14 protein-coding genes are annotated in these 16,380 nt (G+C 70.1%); 11 read left to right on the forward strand and 3 right to left on the reverse strand.

The window, feature by feature from the left end:
* Positions 1–107 precede the first annotated feature (107 nt).
* Both ABEE00_RS17700 and ABEE00_RS17705 read left to right on the forward strand, forming a co-directional pair.
* On the forward strand, positions 108–1,148 hold the full coding sequence (locus ABEE00_RS17700; RefSeq protein ID WP_345746469.1) for an Rv2578c family radical SAM protein: 1,041 nt from the start codon (positions 108–110) through the stop codon (positions 1,146–1,148).
* An 83-nt stretch (positions 1,149–1,231) separates the two neighbouring features.
* Positions 1,232–1,630 (forward strand): RidA family protein, encoded by a 399-nt coding sequence (locus tag ABEE00_RS17705; RefSeq protein ID WP_345746470.1) that lies wholly within the window; start codon positions 1,232–1,234, stop codon positions 1,628–1,630.
* Here the strand turns inward: ABEE00_RS17705 and ABEE00_RS17710 are convergent, their stop codons facing one another.
* Entirely contained in the window at positions 1,631–2,146 is a 516-nt protein-coding gene (locus tag ABEE00_RS17710; protein ID WP_345746471.1) for an ATP-binding protein, read from the reverse strand.
* 482 nt (positions 2,147–2,628) lie between these two features.
* A complete protein-coding gene (locus tag ABEE00_RS17715; RefSeq protein ID WP_345746472.1) occupies positions 2,629–3,228 on the reverse strand; it encodes a HEAT repeat domain-containing protein in 600 nt (199 codons plus the stop codon).
* Between the two features lie 365 nt (positions 3,229–3,593).
* Here ABEE00_RS17715 and ABEE00_RS17720 point away from each other — a divergent pair, with 365 nt between their 5' ends.
* From ABEE00_RS17720 to pssA, 9 genes are all read left to right on the forward strand, one after another.
* The gene (locus ABEE00_RS17720) at positions 3,594–5,387 is read left to right on the forward strand and encodes a 3-hydroxyacyl-CoA dehydrogenase family protein (protein WP_345746473.1); all 1,794 of its coding nucleotides are present in this window, start codon (positions 3,594–3,596) and stop codon (positions 5,385–5,387) included.
* Positions 5,388–5,482: 95 nt separating this feature from the next.
* Positions 5,483–6,253 carry a TetR family transcriptional regulator gene (locus tag ABEE00_RS17725; protein ID WP_345746474.1) on the forward strand — a complete coding sequence of 257 codons (771 nt, stop codon included), beginning with the start codon at positions 5,483–5,485 and terminating at the stop codon, positions 6,251–6,253.
* A gap of 479 nt (positions 6,254–6,732) precedes the next feature.
* The gene (gene ccrA / locus ABEE00_RS17730; RefSeq protein ID WP_345746475.1) at positions 6,733–8,094 is read left to right on the forward strand and encodes a crotonyl-CoA carboxylase/reductase; all 1,362 of its coding nucleotides are present in this window, start codon (positions 6,733–6,735) and stop codon (positions 8,092–8,094) included.
* A gap of 9 nt (positions 8,095–8,103) precedes the next feature.
* Entirely contained in the window at positions 8,104–10,155 is a 2,052-nt protein-coding gene (locus ABEE00_RS17735) for a protein meaA (protein ID WP_345746476.1), read from the forward strand.
* On the forward strand, positions 10,152–11,117 hold the full coding sequence (locus ABEE00_RS17740) for an HpcH/HpaI aldolase/citrate lyase family protein (RefSeq protein WP_345746477.1): 966 nt from the start codon (positions 10,152–10,154) through the stop codon (positions 11,115–11,117). The genes ABEE00_RS17735 and ABEE00_RS17740 overlap by 4 nt, the downstream gene beginning before the upstream one ends.
* Before the next feature lie 4 nt (positions 11,118–11,121).
* Entirely contained in the window at positions 11,122–11,646 is a 525-nt protein-coding gene (locus ABEE00_RS17745) for a MaoC family dehydratase (protein ID WP_345746478.1), read from the forward strand.
* A 1-nt stretch (position 11,647) separates the two neighbouring features.
* The gene (locus ABEE00_RS17750; RefSeq protein WP_345746479.1) at positions 11,648–12,853 is read left to right on the forward strand and encodes an acyl-CoA dehydrogenase family protein; all 1,206 of its coding nucleotides are present in this window, start codon (positions 11,648–11,650) and stop codon (positions 12,851–12,853) included.
* 182 nt (positions 12,854–13,035) lie between these two features.
* Positions 13,036–13,683 (forward strand): phosphatidylserine decarboxylase, encoded by a 648-nt coding sequence (locus ABEE00_RS17755; protein WP_345746480.1) that lies wholly within the window; start codon positions 13,036–13,038, stop codon positions 13,681–13,683.
* The gene (pssA, locus tag ABEE00_RS17760; protein WP_345746481.1) at positions 13,670–14,521 is read left to right on the forward strand and encodes a CDP-diacylglycerol--serine O-phosphatidyltransferase; all 852 of its coding nucleotides are present in this window, start codon (positions 13,670–13,672) and stop codon (positions 14,519–14,521) included. Before ABEE00_RS17755 ends, pssA begins: the two co-directional genes overlap by 14 nt.
* Before the next feature lie 187 nt (positions 14,522–14,708).
* On the opposite strand, the gene ABEE00_RS17765 is transcribed toward pssA, so the two are convergent.
* Positions 14,709–15,851 (reverse strand): glycerate kinase, encoded by a 1,143-nt coding sequence (locus ABEE00_RS17765; RefSeq protein WP_345746482.1) that lies wholly within the window; start codon positions 15,849–15,851, stop codon positions 14,709–14,711.
* Positions 15,852–16,380 lie beyond the last annotated feature (529 nt).

The raw sequence follows: 16,380 nt of genomic DNA on the forward strand, positions 1-16,380 counted from the left end.
CCATCCCGCCGCCCACCAAAATCCAGCTTGACAGCCCTGGAGGGAACAGGTGTTCTATTCGAGTACCGGGGGTCGCACACGGCACGGAAGACCATCGAGGAGGCTGCATGCGCTGGGACAACCTGAGCGACGACGGGGCGTCGGGGCCCGGCGCCCTGTTCGGCACCGGCACGGTGACCAGGCAGTTCGACACCCCCGAGTTCCGCGGCGTCACCTTCCACGAGGTGCGGGCCCGCTCGGTGGTGAACCGGGTGCCCGGCGCCTCGCGGATGCCGTTCGAATGGACCGTGAACCCGTACCGGGGCTGCACCCACGCCTGCGTCTACTGCTTCGCGCGCGGCACCCACCGGTATCTGGACCTGGACACCGGCGAGGGCTTCGACTCCCAGATCGTGGTGAAGGTGAACGCGCCCGAGGTGCTGCGCCGCGAACTGGGCGGGCGCGGCTGGCGCGGCGAGCACATCGCGATGGGCACCAACGTCGACTGCTACCAGCGGGCAGAGGGCCGCTATCGGTTGATGCCGGGCATCCTCACCGCGCTGCGCGACTACGCGAACCCCTTCTCCATCCTCACCAAGGGCACGCTGATCCTCCGCGACCTGGACCTGCTGCGTTCGGCCGCCGCGGTCTCCGACATCGGGGTCTCGGTGTCGGTCGGCTTCCTCGACGAGGAGCTGTGGCGCACGGTCGAACCCGGCACCCCCGCGCCCGAGCGCCGCCTCGACGTGGTGCGCACCCTGAGCGAGCACGGCATTCCGTGCGGGGTGCTGATGGCCCCCGTGATCCCGTTCCTCGGCGACGCGCCGGACAAGCTGCGCGAGACCGTGCGGGCCGTCGCCGCGGCCGGGGCCTCGTCGGTGACGCCGCTCGCGCTGCATCTGCGGCCCGGCGCACGGGAGTGGTTCATGCAGTGGCTCGCCGCACACCACCCCGGCCTCGTACGGCACTACGAGGCGCTGTACGCGGACGGCGCGTACGCGCCCAAGTGGTACCAGCGGCGGATCACGCGCCAGGTGCACGAGCTGGCGGAGGAGTACGGGATCGGCCCCAGCGGTCCGCGCGGGCACCGTGCCGTGCCGCCGCAGAGCAGTTCAGGGCCCCCGCTGTGCCCCCGCCCCGAGGAGGGCACCCAACTCAGCCTGCTGTGAGCGCCGTTGACCTGCGCGTCCGCCCGCGATCAGGTGGCCGAAAAGGGATGGCGCGGGACCCGCGACCGGGACATGATGCGCGGATGCCGCATCTCACACACGTCGCAGCGCCCCCGGGCGTCGCCCCCGGCAACGGCTACAGCCATGTCGTATGGGGCGAGGGCCGGTTCATCGCCCTGTCGGGACAGATCGCGCTGGACGAGAAGGGCGCGCTGGTCGGCGAGAACGACCCCGCTGCACAGGCGCACCAGGTCTTCGAGAATCTGGGCCGCTGCCTCACCGAGGCCGGGGCCACCTTCGCCGACGTGGTCAAGCTGACCTTCTACGTGACGGACGTGGCCCACCTCCCCGCCATACGGGAGGCACGGGACGCGCACGTGGACACCGCGCACCCGCCGGCCAGCACCGCGGTACAGGTCGCCGCCCTCGTACGCCCCGAACTCCTCATCGAGGTGGAGGCGTTCGCACTGCTGCGGACCTGACTAGGCCGCGGCGGGCGTCGCGCCCTCCGGGGCGTGTCCGAGTACGGCGCGCACCGTCTTCCGTCCGCTCTCGCGCATCTGGACCGACCAGCGGCAGGCGAGCGCCGAGACGATCGCCATGCCCCTGCCGTGCGGGCGCACCTGGCTCTGCGGCAGCTCCACGGGGCGTCCGGGGCCGCTGTCGTCGACCTCGATCGTGATGCCGCCGCCGCGCCGCACGATGCGCAGCTCCTCGGCGCCGCTGGCGTGCCGCACCGCGTTGGTGACCAGCTCGCTCACCACGAGCGCGACGTCGGAGACGTACGAGGGATCGGTGATGTGCCAGTGCGTGAGGCACTGCTTCGCGAACGCACGGGCGGAATGGGCGGTTTCAGCGGAGTCGGCCTGATACAGCGGAAGCCGCCTCACCTGCGGACCGCCGCCTTCCCCCCGGAAGTGCTGCTCCCCCTGGAGCTCGCCACCCGCGAGGGTCTCCTCCCCCGGGTGCCGCTGGGTCGCTGTGGCCTGGGAAGCCACTGTTCATCACGCTCCTGCCGTTCTCGCCGAGCCGGTTTCTCGCTGACAACTGACACCAGAGCTCCGTCGCAGCCGTCGTACCCAGTAAGGCGAGATTTCCAACTCCGGCCTGCCCGTATCTGCCGGGCGGCCCGTCCCTGGGGCGTACACCTCCTCGTGTGCCCCCCTTCACCTCTCACCCGGATCCGGCCGGGCAAACCCGGTGAGGATGTCCGGTATCACGGAGTGGATCAGCGCATGACGCACAAGCGCACCACCTGGACCGTTTTCCGCTCCGCCGAGCCGTCCCCACTACGGGGTGGTGCGCCCGCGCGGCGCCCGCGCGGGCCGCGAAACCCGCCGTTGTACGGCGTCGTGCCGGGACGGCGACCGGGGACGGCATACCGCAGGTGTCCCCTCATTCCAGACGGACCCGCCCCAGATCGTCCGCACCGCGGCCGAGGGCGGGGCACCGGCTCCTCCGCCCCCGGCGCCCCGCAGGCTCAGCGGCGGCGCCCCGTCACCGGGATGCGGGCGCGTGCGGCCTTCGCCGCCGGGGAGAGCCTGTGGTGCTCGGCCGCCGCGTCCAGCACCGGGATCGCGCGCCGGTCCCCCAGCGCGCCGAGCCCCTGCACGCACGCCTCCGCGATCGGCCAGTAATGGACAGGACCGATCAGCAGCCGCTGGAGCACCGAGATCAGGGTCGGCACCGACTCGGGCGCGCGCAGCGAGGTGAGCAGCCGGACCGCGTGCAGCGCGTACCCGGTGCGCAGCTCGTTGCTCGCGAGCGCGGCCGCGGCGCGCGCGGTGCGCGGATCGCGCAGGCGCGCGAGGGCGTGCGCGGCGGTGGCGCAGCGCACCGGGTCGCGGTAGTTCAGCATGAAGATCAGCGTCTCGAAGGCGCGCGGGTCGCCCGCGGCGCCGAGCGCGAAGGAGGCCAGCTCCCGCGCCCACAGCGGCCGTCCCGGCTCGGTGAGCACGGAGGCGAGGAGGTCCCGCGCATCCGAGGTGTCCGCGCGGGCGAGCTTCACCAGGCGCTCGAACTCGGCGGGTTCCGCCTCCACCCGTACACGATCGATCAACGCGCTGAATGCATCGGCCACTTGACCCTCCTCCCCCGGGCAGTCCACTCGTCCGGTGCCGCACAGCCCTGAAGAAGCCATACCCCTGGCTTTCTGGTTACCCACGAGTTACGGTGCTCAGCAGAGCGGCACGGCCGCTCAGGCGGTCTGGTGACGCAGCCGCCGCAAGTGCCGTCGGTTCGGTTTCGAGTACGGCGCGGCCCCGGGGCAGGGCCGTCCGGTCACGCACCACAACTCCCGTACCGCACGCGTGCTCTCGCACCCTCACCTCCCACTCGGCAGTGCCTGCGCCGTCCCCGCGGACAGCCGCGCGGACGCCGCACCGCTGCGCCGCACGCATGCGACGGGCACCCCTCATCCTCGTCGTCACATTCTGGAGTCCCGTGATGGACCGTCCGCCCCTGAAGCCTCTGCACACCGTCGCCGTCGTCGGCCTCGGCACCATGGGCACCGGCATCGCCGACATCCTCGCCCGCTCGGGCCGCGAAGTCATCGGCATCGACACGAACGAGGACGCCGCGCGCGCTTCCGTGGCCGCGCTGGAGTCCTCGACGGCGCGCGCGGTGCGCCGCGAGCGGATGACCGAGACCGAACGCCGGGACGTGCTGGCCCGGTTCCGCACCTTCTCCGAGATCCAGGCGGCGGCCGACGCCGATCTGGTCATCGAGGTCGTGCCGGAGGACTACGACACCAAGTGCCAGGTGTTCGCCGCACTGGACACCGTCGTGAAACCGGACACCGTCCTCGCCACGGGCACCAACGCGCTCTCGGTCACCCGCCTCGCCGCGGACTCCGACCGGCCCGAACGCGTCCTGGGCCTGCACTTCTTCAACCCGGCGCCGGCCATGCGGCTGGTCGAGGTGGTCTCCTCGGTGCTCACCTCGCCCGAGGCGGTGGACGCGGTCACCGCGCTCGCGCGCGAGCTGGGCAAGGAGCCGATCGCGGTCGGCGACCGTCCCGGATTCGTCGCCGACGGCCTGCTGTTCGGCTATCTCAACCAGGCGGCGGCGATGTACGAGGCCAACTACGCCTCGCGCGAGGACATCGACGCCGCGATGCGGCTCGGCTGCGGGCTGCCGATGGGCCCGCTCCAGCTCCTGGACCTGATCGGCATCGACACGGCGCGCACCGTCCTGGACGCCATGTACGCCGAGTCCCACGACAGGCTGCACGCGCCGGCGCCGGTGCTGCGGCAGCTCAGCGACGCGGGCCTGACCGGGCGCAAGGCGGGCCGCGGCTTCTACACGTACGAGGCTCCCGGTTCCTCCGAGACCGTGCCGGACGCGCTGACGCCGGACGCCGCCGGCGAGGCGGCGGCCGGGCGGCCCGTGCGCGCGGTCGGGGTGGCCGGTTCCGGGACGATGGCGAGCGGGATCGCCGAGGTCTTCGCCAAGGCCGGGTACGCGACCGTGCTGGCCGCGCGCAGCGAGGAGAAGGCGCAGGCGGCCAAGGAGCGCATCGGGAAGTCCTTCGCGCGCGCCGTGAAGAAGGGCCGGATGACCGAGGAGGCGCGGGACGCGGCCCTCGCACTGATCACCCCCGCCGGCTCGCTGGACGCACTCTCCGAGGTGGACCTCGCGGTCGAGGCGGTGGCCGAGGACCTGGAGGTGAAGCGGCAGCTCTTCGCCACGCTGGACAAGGTCTGCAAGCAGGGCGCCGTGCTGGCCACCACGACCTCCTCGCTGCCCGTCGTCGCCTGCGCTCGCGCGACCTCGCGCCCGCAGGACGTGGTCGGGATGCACTTCTTCAACCCGGCGCCCGCCATGAAGCTGGTCGAGGTGGTGCGCACGGTGCTCACCTCCGACGAGGCGCGCGCGACGGTCAGCGAGGTGTGCGGGAAGGTCCGCAAGCACCCCGTGGACTGCGGCGACCGCGCGGGGTTCATCGTGAACGCGCTGCTCTTCCCGTACCTCAACAACGCGGTGAAGATGGTCCAGGAGCACTACGCCTCGCTGGAGGACATCGACGCCGCGATGAAGCTCGGCGGCGGCTACCCGATGGGCCCCTTCGAGCTCCTGGACGTGGTCGGCCTGGACGTCTCCCTCGCCATCGAGCAGGTGCTGCACGCCGAGTTCCGCGACCCGGGCCTCGCGCCGGCGCCGCTGCTGGAGCACCTGGTGGCGGCGGGATGCCTCGGCAGGAAGACGGGGCGCGGCTTCCGCGAGTACGCGGCTCGGTGATCCGGGCCGCAGGGTGGGGCGGGCTGCTGGAGCCTTCGGGCGGCGGTCCGCCCGGTCCGCCCGAGGGCCCCGTGACGCCGTGTAACGTTCCACACATGTCCGAGCCCGTGAAGCCCTCCCGCACCAGCGCAGCGTCCACTCAGCGTCTCCGGATGCGCCGCGAGCTGGCGGCCGCCGCCATGGAGCTTTTCGCCACGAAGGGCTACGAGGCGACGACCGTCGACGAGATCGCGGCCCAGGCAGGGGTGGCCCGCCGCACCTTCTTCCGGCACTTCAGGTCCAAGGAAGAGGCGATCTTCCCCGATCACGACGACACCCTGGTCCGCGCCCAGGCGGTGCTGGAGGCGGCGCCCGCGCACGAGAACCCGCTGGACACCGTGTGCCGCGGCATCAAGGAAGTCATGAAGATGTACGCGGCCTCGCCGAAGGGCAGCGTCGCGCGCTACAAGCTGACCCGCGAGGTGCCGGCGCTGCGCGAGCGCGAGATCGCCTCCGTCGCCCGCTACGAGCGGCTGTTCACCCGCTATCTGCTCGGCCACTTCGACGAGGCCGCGCACCGGGACGGCAACGACGATCCGCTGCTCGCCGAGGTCGCCGCGTCCGCCGTGGTCACCGCGCACAACCACGTACTGCGCCGGTGGCTGCGCAGCGGCGGCGTGGGCGATGTGGAGGCCCAGCTCGACCACGCCTTCGCGATCGTCCGCAAGACCTTCGGCACCGGCTTCGGCGCGAACCGCCTGGCCTCCGGCGAGGAGCCGCCGGTCGCCTCAGCGTCCCGCGAGGGCGAGGTCCTGGTGACGGTGGCGCGTACGGATGCGCCGTTGCCGGAGATCATGCGGACCATCCAGGACGCGCTTCAAGGCTGACCGCTTCATGTTCCGCGCCCGGTGAGGGTGTTGGGCCCTCACCCCTGAGCCGCTGTTCCGCGTGCCCGCAAGCCCCCTTTGGTGCTTGCGGGCACGTTGCTTTTCGACCGCCGGCCACTTGGCGAGTGGTTGCGTGCCGCTGCGGCGGAGGGGGTTGCCGTGTCTCTTGCTGCGCTCCTGACCTGCGATGATCGATGATCGCTCATTTGCGCGCGGCATGAATCACATGAAGTTTTTGGCACGCAGTGCCTTGTCGTCCGGCACTGGGTGTCATACGTTGAGGGAAGTCCGGGCGCTGCCCCCGCGGCACCACAGCCGCGCGCGTCAGGACCGCCGCGTCACCGGCACGTACGACTTCCGCGCTCACCCGCGCACTTCGCACCACTGAACCGAACTGGGCGCCGACACCGACGGCACTGCCTCACACCCGACGACCCCTCAAGCGTGCTCCCTCATCCGCGCTTCGCCGGAGGCAATCCGTGAACAAGATCCTCGACGCGATCCTCGCGTCCACTGGCAACAACAGCGGCTCCGCCGCGGCGACGGCCGACGACTTCGCCAACCTCCCTCTCCCGGAGTCGTACCGCGCCGTGACCGTGCACAAGGACGAGGCCGAGATGTTCGACGGCCTCGACTCGCGGGACAAGGACCCGCGCAAGTCCCTGCACGTCGACGACGTGGCCGTGCCCGAACTGGGCCCGGGCGAGGCCCTGGTGGCCGTGATGGCCTCCTCGGTCAACTACAACTCCGTGTGGACCTCGATCTTCGAGCCGATGTCCACCTTCGGGTTCCTGGAGAAGTACGGCCGCTCCAGCCCGCTGGCCAAGCGCCACGACCTCCCGTACCACGTCATCGGCTCCGACATGTCGGGCGTCGTGCTGCGCACCGGCCCCGGCGTGAACGCCTGGCGGCCCGGCGACGAGTGCGTCGCGCACTGCCTCTCGGTCGAGCTGGAGTCCGCGGACGGGCACAACGACACGATGCTCGACCCCGAGCAGCGCATCTGGGGCTTCGAGACCAACTTCGGCGGCCTGGCGGAGATCGCGCTGGTCAAGTCCAACCAGCTCATGCCCAAGCCCGCGCACCTGAGCTGGGAAGAGGCGGCCGCTCCCGGACTGGTCAACTCGACCGCGTACCGCCAGCTCGTCTCCCGCAACGGCGCCGGGATGAAGCAGGGCGACAACGTGCTCATCTGGGGCGCGAGCGGCGGACTCGGCTCGTACGCCACGCAGTTCGCGCTCGCCGGCGGGGCCAACCCGATCTGCGTCGTCTCCAGCGAGGAGAAGGCGGAGATCTGCCGCAGGATGGGCGCCGAGGCGATCATCGACCGGCGGGCCGAGGGCTACAAGTTCTGGAAGGACGAGCACAACCAGGACCCCAAGGAGTGGAAGCGCTTCGGCAAGCGCATCCGCGAGCTGACCGGCGGCGAGGACGTGGACATCGTCTTCGAGCACCCGGGCCAGGAGACCTTCGGCGCCTCGGTGTATGTGACGCGCAAGGGCGGCACCATCGTCACCTGCGCCTCCACCTCCGGCTACATGCACCAGTACGACAACCGCTACCTGTGGATGTCGCTGAAGAACATCGTGGGCTCGCACTTCGCCAACTACCGCGAGGCGTGGGAGGCCAACCGCCTCATCGACAAGGGCAAGATCCACCCCACGCTCTCCAAGACGTACAGCCTGGAGGAGACCGGGCAGGCCGCGTACGACGTCCACCGCAACCTGCACCAGGGCAAGGTCGGCGTCCTCGCGCTCGCTCCCGAGGAGGGCATGGGCGTGCGCGACCAGGCCAAGCGCGAGAAGCACCTCGACGCCATCAATCGCTTCCGGAACGTGTGAGACGCACCCATGACGGAACGGAACAAGGACCGTCCGTGGCTCATGCGGACGTACGCGGGGCACAGCACCGCCGAGGCGTCCAATGAGCTCTACCGGCGGAACCTCTCCAAGGGGCAGACGGGGCTCTCGGTGGCCTTCGACCTGCCCACGCAGACCGGATACGACCCCGACCACATCCTCGCCCGCGGCGAGGTCGGCCGGGTCGGGGTCCCGGTCTCCCATCTCGGGGACATGCGGCGGCTGTTCGAGGGCATCCCGCTGGAGAAGATGAACACCTCGATGACCATCAACGCCACGGCCATGTGGACCCTGGCGCTCTACCAGGTGGTCGCCGAGGAGCAGGGCGCGGACATCTCGCTGCTGTCGGGGACGACGCAGAACGACATCGTGAAGGAGTACCTCTCGCGGGGTACCCACGTCTTCCCGCCCGGTCCGTCGCTGCGGCTGACCACGGACATGATCACGTACACGGTCAACCACATCCCGAAGTGGAACCCGATCAACATCTGCAGCTACCACCTGCAGGAGGCCGGGGCCACGCCGGTGCAGGAGATCGCGTACGCCATGTCCACCGCGATCGCGGTGCTGGACGCCGTACGCGACTCCGGGCAGGTGCCGCCGGAGCGGATGGGCGACGTGGTCGCGCGGATCTCCTTCTTCGTCAACGCGGGCGTCCGCTTTGTTGAAGAGATGTGCAAGATGCGGGCGTTCACCGAGATCTGGGACCGCATTACGAGGGAGCGGTACGGGATCGAGAACCCCAAGCAGCGGCGCTTCCGGTACGGGGTCCAGGTCAACTCCCTGGGGCTGACCGAGGCGCAGCCGGAGAACAACGTCCAGCGCATCGTGCTGGAGATGCTCGCCGTGACCCTGTCCAAGGACGCCAGGGCCCGGGCCGTCCAACTCCCGGCCTGGAACGAGGCGCTGGGCCTCCCCCGCCCCTGGGACCAGCAGTGGTCGCTGCGCATCCAGCAGGTGCTGGCGCACGAGAGCGATCTGCTGGAGTACGAGGACCTGTTCGCCGGCTCGCACGTGGTCGAGAAGAAGGTGGCGCAGCTCGTCGACGACGCCTTCAAGGAGATCGAGCACATCCAGGAGATGGGCGGCGCCATGGCGGCCGTCGAGTCCGGCTACCTCAAGTCGCAGCTGGTGGCCTCGCACGCGGAGCGGCGCGGCCGGATCGAGTCGGGCGAGGAGAAGATCGTCGGGGTCAACTGCTATGAGACCACCGAGCCTTCGCCGCTGACCGCCGACCTGGACACCGCCATCCACACCGTGGACCCGGACACCGAGGCCCGGGTGGTGCGGGCCGTGCGCGAGTGGCGGGAGAGCCGCGACGAGCCGTTCTGGCGGCAGGGCGAGGGCGATCCGGCGCTGTACCCGAGCGCGCAACAGGCCCTGGACCGGCTCAAGGAGGCCGCCGCGGGGGACACCAACCTCATGGAGGCGACCCTCGAATGCGCCCGCGCGGGCGTGACCACCGGCGAGTGGGCGGGCGCCCTGCGCGAGGTGTTCGGCGAGTTCCGCGCGCCGACGGGCGTGAGCAGCGCGCCGGTCGCGGTCTCCGCCGAGGAGGGCTCGGCGCTCTCCGACGTACGGCGCAAGGCGGAGCGCACCGCGCGGGACCTCGGCGTCGGCAAGCTGCGGCTGCTGGTCGGCAAGCCGGGCCTGGACGGGCACAGCAACGGCGCCGAGCAGATCGCCGTACGGGCGCGCGACTGCGGCCTGGAGGTCGTCTACCAGGGCATCAGGCTCACGCCCGAGCAGATCGTGTCCGCCGCCGTCGCGGAGGACGTGCACTGCGTCGGCGTGTCCATACTCTCCGGCTCGCACGCCGAGCTGGTGCCGGACGTGCTGCGCAGGCTGCGCGAGGCCGGCGCCGACGACGTGCCGGTCATCGTCGGCGGGATCATCCCCAACGCCGACGCGGAGGCGCTGCGCACCGCGGGTGTCGCGGCCGTCTTCACGCCGAAGGACTTCGGCATCACCGAGATCATCGGCCGTATCGTCGACGAGATCCGTACCGCGAACAAGCTCGACCCCCTGGAGGTCCCCGCATGACTGAGCAGGTCAACCGCCTTCGCCCCCGGCGTTCGTGCCTGGCGGTTCCCGGAAGCAACCCGCGCTTCCTGGAGAAGGCCCAGGGCCTCCCCGCCGACCAGGTCTTCCTGGACCTGGAGGACGCGTGCGCGCCGCTGGCCAAGCCGGACGCCCGGCACACCATCGTGAAGTTCCTCAACGAGGGCGACTGGACCGGGAAGACGCGCGTGGTGCGGGTCAACGACTGGACGACGGAGTGGACGTACCGCGACGTCGTCACGGTCGTCGAGGGCGCGGGCCAGAACCTCGACTGCATCATGCTGCCGAAGGTGCAGACGGCCGACCAGGTCGTCGCGCTCGACCTCCTGCTCACGCAGATCGAGAAGACCATGGGCTTCGAGGTCGGCAAGATCGGCATCGAGGCGCAGATCGAGAACGCGCAGGGCCTCAACAACGTCAACGCGATCGCCGAGGCGTCCCCGCGCACCGAGACGATCATCTTCGGCCCGGCCGACTTCATGGCCTCCATCAACATGAAGTCCCTGGTGGTGGGCGAGCAGCCGCCCGGCTACCCCGCCGACGCCTACCACTTCATCCTGATGAAGATCCTGATGGCGGCCCGCGCCAACGACCTCCAGGCCATCGACGGGCCCTACCTCCAGGTGCGCAACATCGACGGCTACCGCGAGGTGGCCCAGCGCGCCGCGGCGCTCGGCTTCGACGGCAAGTGGGTGCTGCACCCCAGCCAGGTCGAGGCGTCGAACGAGATCTTCTCGCCCTCCCAGGAGGACTACGACCACGCCGAGATGATCCTCGACGCGTACGACTACTGCACCTCGGAAGCGGGCGGGAAGAAGGGCTCGGCGATGCTCGGCGACGAGATGATCGACGAGGCCAGCCGCAAGATGGCGCTCGTCATCTCCGGCAAGGGCCGCGCGGCCGGCATGCAGCGCACCACCACCTTCCAGCCCCCGGAGGCCTGAGCCCATGCAATTCGGCCGCACCTACGAGGAATTCACCGTCGGCGACGTCTACAAGCACTGGCCCGGCAAGACGGTCACGGAGTACGACGACCACCTCTTCTGTCTGCTCACCATGAATCACCACCCGCTGCACATGGACAGCAACTATGCGGAGCGGACGACCGATTTCGGGAAGAACGTCGTCGTCGGCAACTACATCTACTCGCTGTTGCTGGGCATGTCCGTTCCGGATGTGTCGGGCAAGGCCATCGCCAATCTCGAGATCGAGTCGCTGAAGCACGTGGCGCCGACCTTCCACGGCGACACGCTCTATGGCGAGACGACGGTCCTGGACAAGATTCCGTCCAAGTCGAAGAACGACCGCGGAATCGTCCACGTGGAGACCAAGGGCTACAACCAGGACGGCACGCTCGTCTGCGTCTTCCGGCGCAAGGTGATGGTGCCCACCGAGGCGTACGTGAAGGAGCGCGGCGGAGAGCAGCCGGGCCGCCCGGAACTCCGGGAGCCTGCTCCGAAGGGCGGTAAGTGACATGGGGCGCCTGGCGCAGACCGACGGGCTGACGGAGATCCAGCGGGAAATACTCTCCACGGTCCGCAGCTTCGTCGACAAAGAGATCATCCCGGTCGCGACGGAGCTGGAGCACAAGGACGAGTACCCGGCCGAGATCGTCGAAGGGCTCAAGGAACTCGGCATCTTCGGCCTGATGATCCCCGAGGAGTACGGCGGCCTCGGGGAGTCGCTGCTCACCTACGCGCTGTGCGTGGAGGAGATCGCCCGCGGCTGGATGAGCGTGTCCGGGATCATCAACACCCACTTCATCGTGGCGTACATGATCAAGCAGCACGGCACCCAGGAGCAGAAGGACCACTTCCTGCCCAGGATGGCCACGGGCGAGGTGCGCGGCGCCTTCTCCATGTCCGAGCCGGGCCTGGGCTCGGACGTGTCGGCGATCACGTCCAAGGGCGTGAAGGACGGCGAGGAGTACGTCCTCAACGGCCAGAAGATGTGGCTGACCAACGGGGGCTCCTCGACGCTGGTCGCGGTGCTGTGCCGCACCGACGAGGGGCAGCCGGAGGGCACGGCGCCGCACAAGTCGATGACCACGTTCCTGGTGGAGAAGGAGCCCGGCTTCGGCGAGGTCCGCCCGGGGCTCACCGTCCCCGGGAAGATCGACAAGATGGGCTACAAGGGCGTCGACACCACCGAACTGGTCATGCAGGATCTGCGGATTCCCGCGGACCGCGTGCTCGGCGGCGAATCGGGCCGCGGCTTCTATCAGATGATGGACGGCGTGGAAGTCGGCCGCGTCAATGTCGCCGCGCGTGGCTGCGGAGTCGCACAGCGTGCATTCGAGTTGGGCATCGATTACGCGCAGCAGCGCCACACCTTCGGAAAGCCGATCGCGAAGCACCAGGCCATCCAGTTCAAGCTGGCCGAAATGGCCACCAAGGTGGAGGCCGCGCACGCGCTGATGGTGGGCGCCGCGCGGAAGAAGGACTCCGGGGAGCGCAATGACCTGGAGGCGGGCATGGCCAAATACCTCGCCTCCGAGTACTGCAAGGAGGTCGTGGAGGACTCGTTCCGCATCCACGGCGGGTACGGTTTCAGTAAGGAGTACGAGATCGAACGCCTCTACCGCGAGGCACCGATGCTCCTGATCGGCGAAGGAACCGCCGAGATCCAGAAAATGATCGTGGGCCGCCGGCTGCTGGAGGAGTACCGCTTCCAGGGTTGATTGTCCCTTTTTCGGGGTGTTTTCTTGGCGCCGCGCACGCGACCAAGATCACACCCCGGACTGGGACCTCGGACACTGACTGCCGCTCTGGCTTGCCCAGTTGGCACCGGTACCCGATAACATCCCCGGAAAGCCGCCGTCCCCCCTACCATCCGCGGCTCCCTCCGCTACGAAGGTCATCCATGCCCCACAGCCCATCCTCTGCACCCAGCGCTCGTATGCGTCTTGCGCGCGGAGCGTCGCCGTGGCTCCTCCCGACCGTCGCGACCGCCGCGGTCGGTCTGCTGCGCGCCCGGCGTTCCAAGAAGGCCGCAGCCGTCGCCGTTCCGGCCACCGCGCTCGCCGCGGGAATGCTGTGGTTCTTCCGCGACCCGGAGCGCGAGATCGCGCCGGGCCGGGTGATCTCTCCGGCCGACGGCGTGGTGCAGAGCATCATGCCGTGGAAGGACGGCCGCACCCGTGTGGCGATCTTCATGAGCCCGCTGAACGTGCACGTGAACCGCGCCCCCGTGAGCGGCACGGTGACCTCCGTGGAGCACATCCCCGGCGGCTACGTCCCGGCGTTCAACAAGGAGAGCGAGTTCAACGAGCGGGTGGTGTGGCACTTCGACTCCGAGCTCGGCGATGTGGAGACCGTGCAGATCGCCGGCGCCGTGGCGCGGCGCATCGTGCCGTACGTGCCGCAGAGCGTGAAGGTCGAACAGGGCGAGCGCATCGGGCTGATCCGCTTCGGCTCCCGAGTGGACGTCTATCTGCCGGAGGGAGTCGAGGCCGCCGTCGAGGTCGGCCAGGCCACGACCGCGGGGGTGACTCGACTTGACCGTGATTGACCCGGATACCCAGGCCGCATGGGTGCCGGAGACCGACGAGGACGACGATGAAATGCCGCTTTCGACGCGGCTGTCGATAGCGGACACGCTGACGCTGGGGAACGCCACCTGTGGCTTCATGGCGGTGTACTTCACCACCACCGGCGTCCTCATCCCGCACCTCACCGGTGCGGACGACGGCGGGATGGCCAAGCACAGCGCGGCCACCGCCGTTCTGCTCATGCTGCTGGCGTCCGTCTTCGACCTCTTCGACGGGCTGGTCGCGCGCAAGCTGCGCAGCTCCGCCATGGGCGCCGAGCTGGACAACCTCTCCGACCTCATCAGCTTCGGGCTCGCGCCCGCGTACTTCGTGGTCACCTGGGGCATGGTCGCCAGCGACGCGCACCAGAAGGTGTCGGTGATCGCCGCCGTCGTGGTGATGCTGGCGGTGGTGCTGCGGCTTGCGAGATTCTCCTGCGTGACGCTGCCCGGGGGCATCTTCCAGGGCATGCCGAGCCCGTTCGGTGCGCTGACCGTCGTCTCGATCGTGCTGCTCGAACTCCCCTTCCTGCCCACGCTGCTGGCGATCATCGGGGTCGCGTGGCTGATGGTGAGCCGCGTCGAGTACCCCAAGCCGCAGGGGCGGCTGGCCGTCGCCATGCTGAGCTGGATCGTGCTGAGCATGGGCATGTTGACGGCCTGGGCCTTCGAAGCGCCGGGCGGCGAGCTGCTGTTGCAGACCGGCTGCGCGCTGCAGGTGGTCATCGGCGCGATGATTCCGCTGTTCGCGACCGCGCGCCGCGTGCACAACTTCCGCGACAACCGGCGGGAGGCACGGGCGGCAGCGCAGGGCGGCTGACGCGGAGGCGGCTACGCCGCCGATTCGCCGTTACACGTTGAGGGGCCCGGTCATGACGACCGGGCCCCTCGGTGTTGTGTGGGCATCTGCACGGCTTGCGAGCTGCGCTCTGCGTCCTCGCGTACGAGGTTGTGGGCAGTCGTTCCGTCGAGGCGGAACGCACGCCCGCACCTCGGAGCGGGGACGGTTACAGGTTGTCCTCGGCCAGTTGAGCTGCTGCCTGCTCCAGGAGCGGGCCCGCCTCTGCGATGCAGCGCTTCGGGTCGGACTCCAAGTCCGTCAGCGCATACGCGCGCTCGATGCCCGCACCCTTCAGCGCCTTGCGGTCGATCGCGAGCCGCCCGCACACCGCGTACACCGGCTTCCCCGCCTCGCGCGCCGCCGCGGCCACACCCGCCGGCGCCTTGCCGTGCAGGGTCTGCTCGTCCAGCGACCCCTCGCCGGTGATCACGATCTCGGCGCGCTCCAGCGCGGGCCCGAAGCCCAGCACCTCGAACAGCACCTCGATGCCGGGCCTGAACCGCGCGTTCAGCCCCACCAGCGCGCCGTACCCGATGCCGCCCGCCGCCCCCGCGCCGGGCGACTCCGCGATCTCCAGCGCGCGCTCGCCCACCGCCTCGGACAGGATCTTGGCGAAGTGCTCGAGGCCCGTGTCCAGTACGGCCACGTCCTCCTCGCTGGCGCCCTTCTGCGGGCCGTACACGGCGGGAGCGCCCTTCGGCCCCGTAAGCGGGTTGTCGACGTCGCTGGCCAGGACCACATCGACGTCCTCGAGCCGGGAGTCGAGCCCGGACAGGTCGGCCGAGACCATCTCGCGCAGCGGCCCGCCGCCGTGCGGCACGGGGTCGCCGTCCTCGTCCAGGAAGCGGGCGCCGAGCGCCTCCAGCATGCCCGCGCCGCCGTCGGTGGTGGCGGAGCCGCCGACGCCGAACACGATCGTGCGCGCCCCCGCGTCGACCGCCGCGCGGATCACCTCGCCGGTGCCGTACGTGGTGGCGGTGAGCGGCGCGAAGGCGCCGGGCGGCAGGTGCTGGAGCCCGGAGGCCTCGGCCATCTCCACGATCGCGGTGGAGCTCCCGGCGTCCAGCGCGAAGGCGGCGGTGACCGGCGCCCCCGTGGGCCCGGTGACCTGGGTCTCGTGGCGCTCGAAACCGGCCGCCACGGCGGCCGCGACGGTGCCGTCCCCGCCGTCGGCGACGGGCAGCGACTCCACCTGCGCCTCGGGGCGCACCCGGTGGATGCCGGCCGTCACGCGTTCGGCGACCTCGACGGCCGTCAGCGACCCCTTGAACTTGTCCGCGGCGATCAGCACGCGCGCCGTCGTTGTCATGTCTATCTGTCCCTGGCTCTCTGTGCGTCGAACAGGCAGTCGCGCCTGTCAGACCTTATCCGGCGGGTCCGTCAGCCCTCTACGGGCCACAGTGCGGGAAACCCCCTGCGCACGTCCCGCAACTGACGGAAACCGCTCGTTTCCGTCCCCAACCGTTCACCGTCAGCACCCATTTGAACAGGCTCCTCGGCGCGTACCGGAATGCTCTTCACAAAACGGACCACGATCGGCCCTCGGCGCAAGCGGTTTGGGATCTTCTTTGCCCGGTCGGGGCAACTGTTGATTCGCACACACCGTCCCCTTCAGTGCCGATGTACGCATGTGCCCCGTGAGACCAGCGGGGCCGGTGGGTTCCGCAGACCCCCGCGTACCGGCCGCAGGAGACCACTGACCGCAGAAGAAGACGGCCGACGCGCGCGGCGGCAGCCGCGCGCGGCGGCCGGTTCCGAGGGGGGATCGGGGATGACGCACACCCACAGCAGCACCCGCGCGACGACCCAGGACACCCGCGCGCGGCGCGGGGGCAGGC

The sequence above is a fragment of the Streptomyces odontomachicola genome, from assembly GCF_039605595.1.
Taxonomy (GTDB): domain Bacteria; phylum Actinomycetota; class Actinomycetes; order Streptomycetales; family Streptomycetaceae; genus Streptomyces.